Origin of the sequence: Persicobacter sp. CCB-QB2, from assembly GCF_001274635.1 — a bacterium.
GTDB lineage: Bacteria > Bacteroidota > Bacteroidia > Cytophagales > Cyclobacteriaceae > Persicobacter > Persicobacter diffluens.
Genome location: NZ_LBGV01000001.1, coordinates 3,007,846 through 3,022,757 on the forward strand (window position 1 = coordinate 3,007,846; position 14,912 = coordinate 3,022,757).

Annotated in this window: 13 protein-coding genes; 2 read left to right on the forward strand and 11 right to left on the reverse strand. The window is 41.7% G+C overall.

From position 1 onward, the window contains the following. Positions 1–168 precede the first annotated feature (168 nt). The 4 genes from NG22_RS13285 to NG22_RS13300 form a co-directional block, all read right to left on the reverse strand. Positions 169–1,473, reverse strand: coding sequence for a lipopolysaccharide assembly protein LapB (locus tag NG22_RS13285; RefSeq protein WP_053406174.1), 1,305 nt, complete (start codon positions 1,471–1,473; stop codon positions 169–171). 434 nt (positions 1,474–1,907) lie between these two features. Further along, positions 1,908–3,215, reverse strand: coding sequence for a tetratricopeptide repeat protein (locus tag NG22_RS13290; protein ID WP_053406175.1), 1,308 nt, complete (start codon positions 3,213–3,215; stop codon positions 1,908–1,910). A gap of 13 nt (positions 3,216–3,228) precedes the next feature. Next, a complete protein-coding gene (locus NG22_RS13295) occupies positions 3,229–4,599 on the reverse strand; it encodes a hypothetical protein (RefSeq protein ID WP_053406176.1) in 1,371 nt (456 codons plus the stop codon). Further along, positions 4,586–5,314 (reverse strand): type III pantothenate kinase, encoded by a 729-nt coding sequence (locus NG22_RS13300; RefSeq protein WP_053406177.1) that lies wholly within the window; start codon positions 5,312–5,314, stop codon positions 4,586–4,588. The genes NG22_RS13295 and NG22_RS13300 overlap by 14 nt, the downstream gene beginning before the upstream one ends. A gap of 573 nt (positions 5,315–5,887) precedes the next feature. On the opposite strand from NG22_RS13300, the gene NG22_RS13305 reads away from it, so the two are divergent. Together NG22_RS13305 and NG22_RS17445 are read left to right on the forward strand one after the other, a co-directional pair. After that, the gene (locus tag NG22_RS13305; RefSeq protein WP_072159085.1) at positions 5,888–7,471 is read left to right on the forward strand and encodes a sodium:proton antiporter; all 1,584 of its coding nucleotides are present in this window, start codon (positions 5,888–5,890) and stop codon (positions 7,469–7,471) included. Between the two features lie 143 nt (positions 7,472–7,614). After that, positions 7,615–7,875, forward strand: coding sequence for a hypothetical protein (locus NG22_RS17445; protein ID WP_072159088.1), 261 nt, complete (start codon positions 7,615–7,617; stop codon positions 7,873–7,875). A 194-nt stretch (positions 7,876–8,069) separates the two neighbouring features. Here the strand turns inward: NG22_RS17445 and coaE are convergent, their stop codons facing one another. The 7 genes from coaE to NG22_RS13340 form a co-directional block, all read right to left on the reverse strand. Next, entirely contained in the window at positions 8,070–8,678 is a 609-nt protein-coding gene (coaE, locus tag NG22_RS13310; protein WP_053406178.1) for a dephospho-CoA kinase, read from the reverse strand. After that, positions 8,668–9,648 (reverse strand): YbbR-like domain-containing protein, encoded by a 981-nt coding sequence (locus tag NG22_RS13315; protein ID WP_053406179.1) that lies wholly within the window; start codon positions 9,646–9,648, stop codon positions 8,668–8,670. The genes coaE and NG22_RS13315 overlap by 11 nt, the downstream gene beginning before the upstream one ends. A gap of 343 nt (positions 9,649–9,991) precedes the next feature. Then, positions 9,992–10,888, reverse strand: coding sequence for a lipoyl synthase (gene lipA / locus NG22_RS13320; RefSeq protein ID WP_053406180.1), 897 nt, complete (start codon positions 10,886–10,888; stop codon positions 9,992–9,994). Positions 10,889–11,104: 216 nt separating this feature from the next. Continuing rightward, a complete protein-coding gene (locus NG22_RS17665) occupies positions 11,105–11,293 on the reverse strand; it encodes a hypothetical protein (RefSeq protein WP_053406181.1) in 189 nt (62 codons plus the stop codon). Continuing rightward, the gene (locus NG22_RS13330; RefSeq protein ID WP_157601083.1) at positions 11,293–11,829 is read right to left on the reverse strand and encodes a hypothetical protein; all 537 of its coding nucleotides are present in this window, start codon (positions 11,827–11,829) and stop codon (positions 11,293–11,295) included. The genes NG22_RS17665 and NG22_RS13330 overlap by 1 nt, the downstream gene beginning before the upstream one ends. A gap of 109 nt (positions 11,830–11,938) precedes the next feature. After that, on the reverse strand, positions 11,939–12,274 hold the full coding sequence (ytxJ, locus tag NG22_RS13335) for a bacillithiol system redox-active protein YtxJ (RefSeq protein ID WP_053406183.1): 336 nt from the start codon (positions 12,272–12,274) through the stop codon (positions 11,939–11,941). 8 nt (positions 12,275–12,282) lie between these two features. Then, positions 12,283–14,742, reverse strand: a complete 2,460-nt coding sequence (locus NG22_RS13340; RefSeq protein ID WP_157601085.1) for a hypothetical protein — start codon at positions 14,740–14,742, stop codon at positions 12,283–12,285. Positions 14,743–14,912: the final 170 nt, after the last annotated feature.

Genomic DNA, 14,912 nt, shown 5'->3' on the forward strand with positions numbered 1-14,912 from the left:
TATTCTTTATGTAATAATGATTTTCCGAATTTTTAATAGCCCCAATTCAGGCAAGCTTTCTTTTCCCTCATCTGCTTCCTTTGAAAAAACTCTAAATAGAGAACTATTCCTTCATTTTCCCACCCTGCAGCAAACAAGGATTTCAGGATGCACCATTAGGACTAATACTTAATCCCGCTTCTGGACCTGTACCGTTTTATTAATCCAGCAGCCGATGTTTACCGGATCCCCCACATTTAAATCATAGGTAAAAATATCCTCCATATTCGGAAACTGAGATTTAGCATTGGCCATTCCACTTTTATTGCCCGCCTTGGCATACATTTCATACGCGGCTATGAATACCGCCCGATCTTTGACCTTATTTTGGTTCTGTCGGCACCGCTCAAAAGAACCAAAGTATAAATTCCCCACGAAGGTATAGGCTTCCACTTTTGCCGGATTCAAAGCCACGGCTTCCATGGCCATTTTTCTGGCCTGACTCAAGTTCTTTTGTTTTTCATGGATACCTGCAATTTCCAACTTCATATCAGCCTGTTTTTCTGCATCCTCAGCCTGCTCCTCCGCCAAATGAAAAAACTTCATGGCGTTCTCATAATTGCCATTTTGCTTTTCCTTTACCGCAATCAATTTCGCCATACCAAAGCTGGGTTCCTGCTCATAAATAATTTTGGTAGCAGCAAGGAAAACGGGTAAATCCATGCACTGCCCGGCATAAGACAGCTTAAAGATTTGTCTGGCCAAATCTATATTTTGAGGATCCTGTTGCAATTTAGGTCCCAGATTATTGGCGATAAAATCACAATCAACATCTATAATTTGCGGCAATAGCTGGTCTACCAAATCCTTGATTTTCTCTACCTCTTCCGGCTTTTTGGAGGTCTTCATCTGCGCAGTCAGAATGCCATCTACCTCATCGTAAATAGCCAACACCTCTTCATTGGTAAAGGCGGATTCGTCCTGGCTACGATAGCGGCGTACAATATCAAAATAACCAAAACAGTTACGGTCCATTGTCTTATTCCCTTTTAAGGAAATTACCTCCTGGTATAGCTTCACCAGGCCCGGATACTCTTCCGGACTATCTTTGAAATACTTATAGGCATAATAAGCCTTTCGGTCCAGCACGGAAGCCTTTTGGCCGAAATACTGAATTCTTAAATCATAAGAGCGCAGAGCGGAATCTTGCAGCTGCTTTTTACGAGCAGGGTCTTTTTCTTTGGTGGCAAGGGCGTCATAAATTTTTGCCGCATTCTGATACAGCGACTTATTTAAATCAGGTGCGTTAACCATTAACCACAACAAGGGCTCCTGACAGGCCGCATAATTTTTCGCTTTCAGGTTGTCGGTATAAATAACGTTCTTCTCCTGGGCCAGCTCTTCCTGACCAGCGGGCCAATTCCATCCTGATTGCGCAAACGAAGCTCCCCAAACCATGGAAAGCGTCAATACTAGAATAAATTTGAATTTCATATTTAAAAAAAAGGGTAAGTGATAACAACGACATCATTAAAAATCCCCACTGAATTTCAGACCTCAAAAAAAGCATCCACACCGCACAAAATGCCTGAAAACAAAACATCTCCCTCACTAAAACCCTAAATAGCAAAATATTCTATGGAAAAGTAATAGGACAGCGTAAAAAATATGCAAATTATTCTTTACTCAATAATAGTAAAGCTTTAACCAAAAATTTTAAACCGTTTAGTTCATACTTTAAACCTCAGCCTCCAACTAAATTCTAATTATAGGAAGCGATGCTAAAATCTTGCGACAATAGTGCTTTTGGCTGCATCATTAACCCGGATAATTCATGCTTTAATCCGGCTTAAGCTTGAAAATCCAGCCTAAAAAAAAAGCGGTCAACCCAAGGCTAACCGCTTTTAATATATCACCAAAGGTGATGATTAGTCACGCTTCTGAACTTTCACTGTTTTGTTAATCCAACATCCGATAGATACAGGATCACCAACATTCATATCATAGGTAAAAATATCCTCCATCGATGGGAACTGCGCTTTTGCATTCGCCATTCCACCTTGGTTACCCGCTTTAGCATACATCTCATAAGCAGCGATGAATACTGCACGATCCTCTACCTTATTTTTGTTTTGCTTACACTTATCGAATGAAGAGAAGTACAAGTTACCAATCAAAGTATAAGCCTCTTTTTTAGATGGATCAGCAGATACCGCCTTCATGGCATACTCACGTGCTTTAGCAGCCTGGTGAGATTTTGCATAAACGTCAGCCATATCCAGGAACAATCCTGCTTTCTTGGTTTCATCGTCAGTCAATTCCAAAGCCTGATTGAAGTAAGCCAAAGCATCCTCGTAATTACCCGCTTGCTTTTCCTTCATCCCTACCAATTTCGCTACACCGAAATCTGGCTCCTGAGACTGAATCACTTTTGCGGAAGCCAAGAATACCGGATCTTCCATACAACGACCTGCCACAGATAATTTGAAAATGTTTTTCGCCAATTTCAAATCGTTAGGATCCTGCTCCAACTTTGGCCCTAAAGTGTTAGCAATGAAATCACAGTCAACATCCACAATGGAAGTAAACAATTTGTCTACATTCTCACGGATAGTCTCCAATTTATCAAGGTTTTTACCTTTTGCTTCTTTCTGATCAAGGATAGTAGAGATTTGCTCATAAGTTGCAATAACGGTCTCATCAGAGATCGCATTCTCATCCTGTTCTTTATAACGACGCATCAAATCCATGTACGCCACGCAGTTGTTATCCAAAATTTTGGCTCCGTTCAATTCAAAAGCCTCTTTGAACATCTCGTAAACCTCTGGATATTTCTCTGCCTCATCCTTATAATAATAGTAAGCGTAATATACCTTACGATCAATTACGGCAGCTTTTTGACCAAAATATTTAGCACGCAAATCATAGGTCAACATAGCGGAATCCTGCAACATTGCCTTTTGAGCTTTGTCCTTAGATTTCTTCGCTAATGCATCGTAAATTTTTGCACCATTTTGGTAAAGGGATTTATTCAAATCAGGAGCATTAACGATCAACCAGTTTAATGGCTCACGGCAAGCTTCATAATTTTTTGCTTTCATGTTATCCGTATAGATAACGTTTTTTTCCTGTGCAATTTCCTCTTGTCCTTCAGGCCAGTTCCATCCCGCCTGTGCGTAGGACACAGTCGCACTTCCTGCGATTAACAGAAGACTTAAGAGTGATTTGATCTTCATAGTAAATTATTGATTAGTCGTATTTTCTTCTTATAAACCAACGTTCACTGAAAGTTACCCCAACAGAGAGCTGAAAATAGGTTTCTCTAAATGCTCCTTCTACTGCTGCATCTCGCACCCCGGCTACACCAGCCAAAGACAGAGAATTATATCCAATAGGAAAAGTAGCACCTGCTGAAACAGCCATATTCGTTACCGATGTTGTCCCTCCATTCGCATCAACCATTAGATAGGGGGTCTGCTCATAAAAGAAACCGGCGCGATAAGCCACGCGGGATAAATAATTTCTTACGGAGAAAAAGTCAGGAATATATTCCCCACCTACCGCTACTCGATAAGAATTCCCCATAGATACCGCATTGGTACTGCTTTCAATATGGCTAGCGTAAGCTGACCAATCCTGTTGTGTAAAATCTACCGCAATAGAGTATTTATAATCTTTTTCAAGTGAAACACCCAATCCCAATTTTGCAGGGATTATGGTTTCAAAATCCGGATCGTTTGAGATTTGCTGTCGAAAAACCTGCTCATCATAGGGGTTTTCCGTACTTACTCTCCTTTCCAATACCACTTCATTATTCCCACTCAAATCTGCTCTGAAGTCATAAGTAGCCCCTACATTAATATAGGTCTTTTCAGCAAGCTTACCTTTATATCTACCACCTAACTGAAAGGAGAAGTCACTTACTTCAATGACATTCTGATAGGCAGTCAGATAATTAAAAGCAAATGCTTCTTCTGCTATATCCGGGTCCAAATCAAAAGCGCGTTCGTCGTAGTATCGACTAATTTGCTCTCTCGTATAAAAACCAAACAAATATGATGCCTTAATCCCCAAACTAAAATTTTTATTAAGCCGAACCCCATTTGCCCAGTAGGCTGACCTTAATCCGCCATCTCCTCTAAGTTCCCGGCTTTTGTAAATATAGGGGCTTCCATCTGGCGCCATCGGGCCATCCATAACCCCTACGGTCCCCTGATTAATTCTGTAATTCACCGCAGAATAAGGGTTAAAACCAAAATTCATGGTCCAACGATTAAACATGACCGGGAAAGCGATGGAAATATAGGAAAGGTTACCGGTACTGGAATATTGGGAAAATTCTCCATCCTCTACTTTTCTTCCTTCATAAAATCCCCCCACCTCAATCAAAGTACTGGTATTATTCGCCAATAGTGCCGGGTTCAGGTTGTTGATAAACCAGGGTGCACTTGAAGCAATCCCCACTCCGCCTTTACCTAAGTTTGAAACATATCCCTGTGGCATAAGATTCCCAACCCCCAAAGAGGAGTAAGGTGTCTGTGCTACCTGGGCCTTTAGGTCTGCTGCGAAAAACCAACAAAACAGTATCAGGCCAAAAAGACTATATCTATTTTTTAGCATTATGAAGTAAAATTGCCTGTAATCCGTATAACACCAAATCAGGCTCTAACAGAATATTTTTTCCATCCAATTGCTCGAGAAACGCAGGTGCGTCCCCTCCACATAGAACGACATGCAAGGTATTAAATTTAGCGCGATAGTGTGAAATAATTTCGCGCATTTCTGATAAAAGTCCATAAAATGCACCACTTTGCATACATTCCACAGTACTTTTCCCCATTATTTCCGCGGGAACTTCGCCTTGTAAAAGCGGCAGGCTCCGGGTAAACTCATGCATGGCACGTAAGCGCATTTGCCAACCAGGAGAAATACTTCCCCCATGATAAACCCCTTTTTCATCAATCAAATCAAAAGTCACACAGCTACCGGCGTCTATTACCAGACTGGCTTCGGAGGGAAAGCGTTGCACAGCTCCGCAGACACCGGCCAGGCGATCCATCCCCAAAGTTTCGGGAGAATAATATCGATTTTCAATAGGAACCCTTGTTTCCGGCCCTAACACCATCCAACGATTATTTGGCTTTTTCACAATATGCAAAACCTCTTCAGGGATTTCGCCTACTGCCCCCAAAATTCCTAAGGCTTCAGGGTATTGATTTAAAACATTAAGGATATCATCCAAATTCGTTTCTTTTATGACTTTGGTCAATTTAAGACCCGAAAAAACGCCTATCTTTGTCCGTGTATTACCAATATCCAGAACGATTTGATCCATTCCGCTTTCATTTTGTTCTAGACAAAATTAATGAAATAAAATACAACATCTCCATCCCTGAACCGGAGGATATGTTAAATATAGTTAACATATGATCATGCATTCAAATCGGCACTAATGCCTTTTTTTCATTTTGACTTATTTCTTATGACATTCCATAACAATTGTCACAAAAGGATATTTAATGATAACATATATTGCGTGAAGAAAATTAACCTGTCCTGAAATCCTCTTAAAATTTCAGGGCTAAAGTTTTAGAATAATTCAATATTAATACTTTTTCCAGGCTCCCCTTAAATTTTAAATAATAAGACTGTATATCAAGTAGTTACTAAAGACATTTAAAGACCTGCATTTCTTTCAATAGATTTAAATAGGTGCATTTCGAACTTTGGTAATTTATTGATAACATCAAAAAACGAAAAATGGCATAAAAATGGCTGCAAATAATGCATTTTGACATAAATTCTTACCCCATTTGAGCGAAAGCCCAAATATTAGTTTGAAACATTACACAATAATTTTATAGATGATCCCTTCGGGGATGATTTTTTTGGTTTGATTTAGGAGATTATGAGAAAATTACTTGTTTGGCTGTTAGTATCGGTGCTAACAGTGGCCGGAGCAGTTGACCAACCAGCAATGGCCCTTGACCAGGCGGAAACAACTACTGTCACTACGGTTGCGACCGGGCAGGATCATCAGGAGGATTCCCACCATCAGGAAGCCGAGCACGACAGCCATGGAGCACATGATGAACACCACGAGGCTCCGGCATGGACGGTTATTCCGTTCGTTTTATTGCTTTTAATGATTGCTACAGGCCCATTATTCTATGAGCACTTTTGGCACCATCATTATCCAAAGGTAGCTGTTGGATTAGCCACTCTGGTGATTAGTTATTACATCTTTGTTTTAGGCAACACCCACGGACCAGTTCATGCCTTTTTTGAATACTTTCAGTTCATTGCCCTGCTAACGGGACTGTATGTCGCCTCTGGAGGTATCATGATCAATGTGGACCGGGAAGGAACTCCAATGGCCAACACCGTCCTTTTAGTGATCGGTGCTGTAGTGGCCAATATCATTGGTACTACCGGAGCTTCCATGTTATTGATTCGCCCTTTCATGAGATTAAACAAAGGAAGAATTAAACCTTATCACATCGTTTTCTTCATCTTTATGGTTTCCAACGTTGGGGGTTGTTTGACACCAATTGGTGACCCTCCATTGTTCTTAGGGTTTTTGAAAGGAGTACCATTTTTCTGGACCCTCACGCATAACTGGGACACCTGGGCATTTGCGATCATCATTTTAGCGATTGTATTCTACTTCTATGACAGCAAAAATCACGAGAATAATCTGGAGAGTGATTTGGAATTCAATTCCGGGGATGACAATGGCGGAAACGTTTCTGTAAAAACGCAGGCAGGTAAAGCTGTTCACACTGGTAAAGTTACCTTTGTTGGTTCTAAAAACTTCGTTTGGTTGACAGTGGTAGTCGTGGCAGTATTCTTGGATCCTAACGTTTTTGACTGGGTTCCGGCCATTAATTATGACGGACAAAAAATGTCTTTCCTACGTGAGGTGATCATGCTAAGCGCGGCATTCTTCTCTTTCAAATGGGCCAATAAAGATGCCCTTAAAGGAAACGGCTTCAACTTTGAGCCTATCCGTGAAGTAGCCTTCATCTTCATTGGTATCTTCGGAACCATGATGCCTGCATTGGAATTGGTAGGGAACTTTGCCAAATCCGAAGCGGGTCAGGCATTGATCAACCACAACTCATTATACTGGGGAACAGGTGCACTTTCCGGCTTCCTGGATAATGCGCCGACTTATTTGAACTTCCTGGCAGCAGCTATGGCTTCTAAGGGGGCGGATCTTTCCAATCAGTCTGAAGTGATTGCCTTTGCAGCTGGTCAAATGGCCAACTCAGCGGTAGAATTAACAGCGATTTCGGTGGCCGCGGTATTCTTTGGTGCAATGACTTATATTGGTAATGGCCCGAACTTTATGGTAAAATCCATTGCAGAGCAGGAAGGGATCAAAATGCCATCCTTCTTTGGTTACATTCTAAGATTCTCTCTTCCAATTTTGTTCCCAATTTTGGTAGTGGTGTGGGTGCTATTCTTCTACCTACAGCTATTTGGATAAAACTTTAAGCTATTCAATATCAAAGCACTGGCCAATTACGGTCGGTGCTTTTTTTATATCAAGTATTCAGAATAATCATTTGAATCCCTCAACTATAGCCTTAATTTGGAGTTTGTATTAAGAAAACCAAAGAAGGGGAGGAGATGCATCTAGAGACTTTTGAAGATTTTATGAAATTAAAATACCGGGACAAGATCAAGACCTTGTATTTCCACGGAACATTCGTTGTCTCCATTCGCTACTATGCCCATAAAGTCAATCTGTATCTGGTGCATGACTTTTACATTGAAGTATTCTACAATCCCAAACTGGATCTTATTGAACACTTTGAACGATTTAACCCCAAACATAAACGCACCAAGTTCTATACCGACCAGATTGCCCTACCCTCTGATATTCTTTAAGCCGAATTATTCATCGCCAAATTCAGCAACGCACCTTAAGCGACTTTATTTTCAACCCAATAAGATTGTTCTTAGTAGTTTATTAACAGCCCAAATTTGGGCAGACTTGATTGCACCTCAATCTTCTGTTTCCTTGAAAAAACTCGAAATAGGAAAAACCCCTTCATATTCCCGCCTTGCCGCTAAATGAGGGTTTAAGCCTGAATAATCCGGATTAGGCTGTGTAATAGACTATTGACCTGAGGAATCACTGCCGAATGGTCGGCATTATCAATTAAAAAATCTGCCTTCGACTTTAAATCCTTTTCCGGAATCTGATTACGAATAATCTGATGTATTTGCGCCTCGGAACGGAAGGTATCCCTTTTCCGAATCCTTTGGATCCGTTCCTGTTCAGGAGCGACTACCGCAACTATATAGTCAACGCCAACCAAATCTTTTCCGTGTTCCAGCATAATCGCCGCCTCTTTAAAAATAAGCCTACTGGATTGTCTTCCTGACCATTTTTGGAAATCTTTAGCTACAGCAGGATGCACAATGTGATTGAGGCTTTTTAGTAATTGATCATCAGCAAAAACTTGCTGCCCAACCCACTGCCGATTATAGCGGCCATCCTCCAGATAAGCTTGCTCGCCCAATAAGTTAATAATGGCTGCTTTGACTTCAGAATCCTCTACTACCAGTTCCTTCGCACGCTCATCAGCATTGTAAACCGGATAGCCAAGCACCTCCAAAAATTTACTCACAGAGGACTTTCCTGCACCTATCCCACCGGTAATCCCTATTTTTAACTTATCCTTCATCCTTTTCTTTAAAGTGAACTTTTACCGCCCCTGAGTCCAGATGCACATTTTCCACCTGCTTGGGAATGGAAAGCACCTCCGGCATGATGGTCGAATCTGACAAATTTAATCTCAGAAAATCTACCCCAACACGGAAAGGTAAGTGGAGCGCTTTCTCCTTTTTTCGAATATTGTACTGAATATAGGTCACACTATCCAACAAAAAGGCAGAGCCATCAGAAGGGAAATGCTTGATTTCCATGTTTACCGGATAGTTTACCGTCACCATTTCATCCACATCAAACCTCACCCTCACTTTAGAGGGAAAAATATTCAAATAGGGCGTCTCCTCTTCGGTCAGGTCTATATTGGTATTCACCGGCCCCTCAACGGTTTCCATGGGTAAATCCACTAGAAATTCACCCGCTGCTGCTAAAATCTGCTTTTCGGGGCCCTCAATTACTATGGAATCCGGAAATGCCTCTACTTCTGAAAAAACACGAAAACCTTCCGCCAAGTTCACAGAAACGGGATTTAACCCCACTTTCACTTTCTTGCGAATTTTTCGGTCAATATCAAACTTAATGGTGTCCGGTGAAATAAAACCTACCCTCAACCCACTCAATGCCTCCCTAACGTCTGAAGAAATTTCCCGACTGGTAGCATATTTCCTGGAAGCATCATCAGGCAAATCTATTGCAATACGGTTTCTCAAATAGGGCAAATACAATTTCACCAGCCCCCAACCCGGCCCGCTAACATCCACATTCACATACTCAGGTAGGGGATCCATCACGCTTAGGCGACTTTGATCATAGTCATACTCCAAAGGAACCTTCACGGTCATTTGATGGTCTTCTTTCTGAAGCGCAGTAAGAATCCAAAGCACAAAGGCGGAGCAGAAACAAATGGCCATAATCTTTAACTGCCCAGGTTCAGTTGAAGGGGCAATTTTTCTAAGTATGGCGATAATTTGCTTGAGTCTTTTCAAGAAAAAAAAATTGAGGGTTCAATGCCAGTATTTCTAAACCTAAAGCATCAGCAACCTTTGAGGAATACAGGTGAGTATGCTCAAAGAAGGGAATTTGCTCCCGTCATTAGGCTTTTATTGGAGTGGTTTCATCCATCAGGACACCCATTATCTCTTCCTTCATAAGATGGAAAAGATTTGTACTTCTAATACAGCATGGTCTTTTCGAATCCTGATGATTTCTTCACACTCTAAACAAAAATATCATTTGATTCCCGAATTCAGAACTTAAAAACAAAAATCTCTTCGTTTTACCACAAAAAAAAGAGGATAACTTTACTTATCCTCTTTTCTGATGTTTTTATTAAACGTTAACGTGGCGCTCGGCATGGTAAGATGATCTTACAAGCGGACCAGACTCCACATATTTTATTCCTCTTCGCTCTCCTTCTTCCTTATAGTATTGGAACATTTCCGGAGTAATAAACTCAATCACTTCGTGGTGGCGGCGGGTAGGTTGCAAATATTGACCTAAAGTCAAAATATCACAGCCATTGGCAGCCAAGTCATCAATGGCTTTCAATACCTCCTCCGGCTTCTCTCCAAGCCCCAACATGATCCCGGTTTTGGTTCTCATGCCCAACTCCTTAGTACGACGAATCTGTTCCAGACTTCTGGCATATTTCGCCTGAGGACGCACCCTTCTGTAAAGACTTTCTACCGTTTCCATATTATGAGAAACAACTTCCTGTCCTCCCTCCACCATTCGTTCCAAGGCTGACCAGGTTCCTTTAACATCCGGAATCAAAGTTTCTATGGTGGTAGATGGACTCAGTTCTTTCGTCAATTTCACGGTCTGATACCAAATCTCAGCACCACGATCTTTTAGCTCATCGCGGTTTACCGAAGTAATCACGGCATGCTTCACCTTCATTTTGGTAATGGCTTCTGCCACTCGCTTAGGCTCCGCATCATCATATTCCGGTGGGCGGCCGGTGGCTACCGCACAAAAAGTACAGGAACGCGTACACACATTCCCCAAAATCATAAAGGTCGCTGTACCAGCTCCCCAACACTCACCCATATTAGGGCAATTACCACTCTGACAAATGGTATGCAAATTATGCTTATCAACAATATCCCTTACATTCTTGTAATCCTTACCTACCGGAAGCTTAACGCGCAACCAGGAAGGTTTTTTGGTGCGGCCATCTTCGGTGGTCTCGTTAGGAATACTAGGGATAACGGGTAAATCAATCATAGGAAAAACGCTTACGATTCAAAAAGATCCACGCTCGGTTCATGGGCGTTTCAACGCAAATGTAAATAAAATGCCCGAAATCATCAGTCTATCCACGGACACAATACGAACGAATGCGGAAACAGCTCTCATCGTTTTCTTCTAAAGCTAGAAAAAACACAAAAAAAGCACTCCAACAAGCTGAAGGAGTGCAAAATAATTCAATTATATATCAATTTATCTTTGACTTCCATAGTAAAAAGTGATGAACGCATTAGGATAGAAAGCCGAATTCTCCGCATTGGGCATCAATTCAATTTCTTTCGCAAATACCTCCATCAAAACTCCCACTTCTATTCCCACTACACTACTTTTGGCGTTACCAAATTCAAAAGTTAAGGCCGCTTTTAAATGTCCTCCGGGCACTATAGAAGATTCGGGAACCCCCTGAAACAAACCTCCGGGCCCATAATAGTGGCCAAATCAACCGTAGGATCATATGGGATACGTCTTTGCCCCTGATCTCCCCCACCGGACACCTCCACATAGTAAGGCGTAACCACCCCAATGGAAGGACCTCCAGATGCTAAGAAATTAATTTGAACGCCCTGTTGGGGAGCCTTTCTGAATAACCGCCACTCCCTTCCATACTGGAATCGGAAATCATATAGATAATTAGATTTCCCCAAAATAAAGGCGCTTCCGCTGAGGGTTTGCTGCCTTCTTTCTTTGGGATGTTTGATATTGACCACCTCCAAACCAAAGGAATGGTATACATTCTCTGTAAGGGCTTTGGAATATCGGAATACAAAACCGCCAATCAAGCCTGAATTGGTCGCCTTGTTAATCCCCCAAACAAATTGGGAATTGTAACCATCATCTTCCAGATCTTGTGCTACAGACGAAGTCGGGCAATAAATGAAAGACAGTAATGTCAAAAAAGACAATAAAAATTTCCTCATAGGTTCGAAGGAATTTAGTGCATTGGAGTCTACTTATTATTATAAAGGAGGATCGACAGCTTAGGTTTCAATAAAACTTTCAGTTCTACAAAAAAATGGTAATTTTTTATTATGCTTTCACCGCCTTTTCAATAGCCGCGAAGCTGATATTATGATGAGAGGTATCAAATACAGCTTTTCCATTTTTAATCAAAATCACCTGTGGTGACTGATGAGGCACCCCAAATTGCGCTGCAATCTCATTACTAATCGCTCGAAAGCTAATCAAATCCAGGTAATAGGGTTTAACGCCAAGTTCTTCTTTAAAGTTGGATTCAAAAAAACGCAAGGACATGGAACTTATGGGGCAGCGGGTGGAATGCTTAAAAATTACCACTGGCTGTTGGAAGGATTTTTCCCTGATTTCTTCCAAATGTTGTTCCTGTTCTAAAATATTCCAATTCATATTTTCCCTTATTCAATAGTCATCGCTTCTCTCTGGGATTGAAACTGACTACCAGTATCCCAAATTTCATGCTCTTTTGCGTTGTAAGAAGGTTTCTTCTGTTTCTCCTTCACCGCCTTCATCTCTGTATCATTATACCAAATTCCTTTCCACCACATGCCCAGCTTCCCTACCTCCTTATGAGGTGTTCCTTCATAACGCATCATACGTGAAGCCAATACTTGTCTCTTTCTTTCTCTCTGATAGTATTGCTTAGCCGGAATTTCTCCGGAATAACGATAAGCTTCCTTCGCTTTTAATTTTCTGATGACCCTGGAATGATCCACAAAGCTACCTTCATACTGATGTGCATTTTTGGACATCCACTTATAATGACGATTATCCATTTTCTTGGTATCGATCATATAAAGGCCCTGCTTTTGCATCTCGGCGGATTTATCCTGATATAAGGTGACTTTATTGGTATAGACTTGTGTACCGCTAAAGTTGTGCGCTACCTGTGACATTTCCTTAAAATGTTTTTGCCTCATTTTTCGGGTATCCACCACGTATTGACCTTGTCGCTGAGCCTCGGCTGACTTATCCTGATATAATGCCACTTTATTTTTCTGAATAATGGTTCCCTGGTAGCCATGCATATACTTCGACTGCGCCTTATAGCGCATCCGCTTTTCTTTATGTGTATCCACTACATACTGGCCTTGACCAAGCGCCTCCTCCGATTTGTCCTGATAAAGCGCCACCTTATTCTTGCGGATCATCGTCCCCTCATAGCCATGCATATATTTCGACTGTGCCTTATAGCGCATCTGTTTTTCCTTATGCGTATCCACCACATACTGCCCCTGGGCTAAGGCCTCCGAAGATTTATCCTGATAAAGAGACATCTTATTTTTCCGAACCACATCGCCACCGTACTGATGCATCATCTTTGACATGGTCTTAAAGCGCATTTGTTTTTCCTTATGCGTATCCACCACATACATGCCCTCATTCAATCCTTCATAAGACTTTTGCTTATAAAGATCATATTTGGATTGTCTTCTGATGCTTCCCTGGTAATTCTGAACGGTTTTGGATAAATATTTATCTTTTGGTTCTCCATATCTGGGATTGACCTTTCGCAATCCCTGACCGGCCATCTCCATAGATTTATGCTGCATTTCCGCCTGGCGTTGCTGACGACTTTTCCCGCCCTTCATGATTTTACCCTCTTGCTGAGCACGGGTAATAAACTCACTTTCCAGTCGGCGGGAATCCATTGGCTGTCCAATGCGCAAGCCTTGCTTCATCATGCGGTCTGAGGTGCTTTTCCGTCTTTCTTCCATTTGCCCGTAAGACAAATGTCTTTGATCACCGGTGTAGCGCGAAAATTGGCTTGCCCTCACTCTACGCCCCTGATGGGTGCTGGACGCACTGCCCTTTACACTTCCCTGGCGTTGAGCTTCAATGGACTTATCTACCATTCTGGCATAGCGTTTCTGTCCGCCGTTTCTGATATCACCGCTATATTGATGCCGTGTCTTGGACTCATACCTTTCCTTCGCTCCTTTAGGATCTCTTTTATAAATCCCTTGAGCCAATCCTTCCATGGACTTCGTGCGCATATCATTGCGCTCTTTGGTCGGATTGATCTTTTTCATCTTATCCGGATTAAATTTTTCCGCATTAGGGTAGGATTTAAATCGCTCAGCGGTAAGTTTATATTCCCCACGATTGTTCATCTGCTCGCGGGAAGATTTTTTGTATACCGACTTTCTGGAAGCATACTTGGATTTAGAAGCAGGATCTCCCGTACTTCTTGATTGTCGCTGAGATAAATACTTTCTTTCTAAACGATCCGAACTTTTCCCTTTCGAAGAACTCATTCCCTGACGCTTCAATTCAGACGCTCTCCTTCTTCCGGTAATCCCTCCACCGCCATCATAGGCTACTCCTCTGTCTTTTCCTCCTCGGTATTTATCAAAATTGGAAGGACGCTCTTTGAATCGCTCCGGTACGACCTCCTGTTGGCTGGCCATATTTTTTCCCGGCTTGGGCGATTGCTCATTGAATCTTTGAGGCTGACTTTCCGAAACGCCCCCGCCCCCTTTACGTTGTTTTTTAGATTTCTTCCGATAAACGGCTTTTTCGTTTTTACGCTTTTCCTTTCCCTTGTATTTAGAATGTTTTTTGGAAAGATACTTAGACTCCAATTCTTTGGATTTCTTTGTTTTCTTTAATCCCGCCTCTGTATTCTTACTGGCATTGGAACGCTGGCGTTCCCGACGTTTTTTATAATTGGAATCTTTAGCATTCTTATTCGATCCACTCTGATACATGATGGCATCAGAGGCCGAAGGAGGCCGGTTTTGCGCCTGCCCTTGCTGGCAAAAAAGCATCAAACCAAAAACCATCAGCAACAAAGAACACTGATGGATCGGGGAGGAGTTCCCCTTCCATATATATTTGCAAATATTAAGTAGCATTTTCAAAATTAAGCGTCAAACTCCATGGGTAGATTAACGAAAAGCAAGACGAACAGGTCCGCTTCACGCTTATAATTAGTCTTCCTTTTAGGAATTACCTTCATTTTCCCTGAAAAATAGGGGAAGTTAAGCATTTAGAATAATAATATGTATTAAAAAGGAGGTTTCAA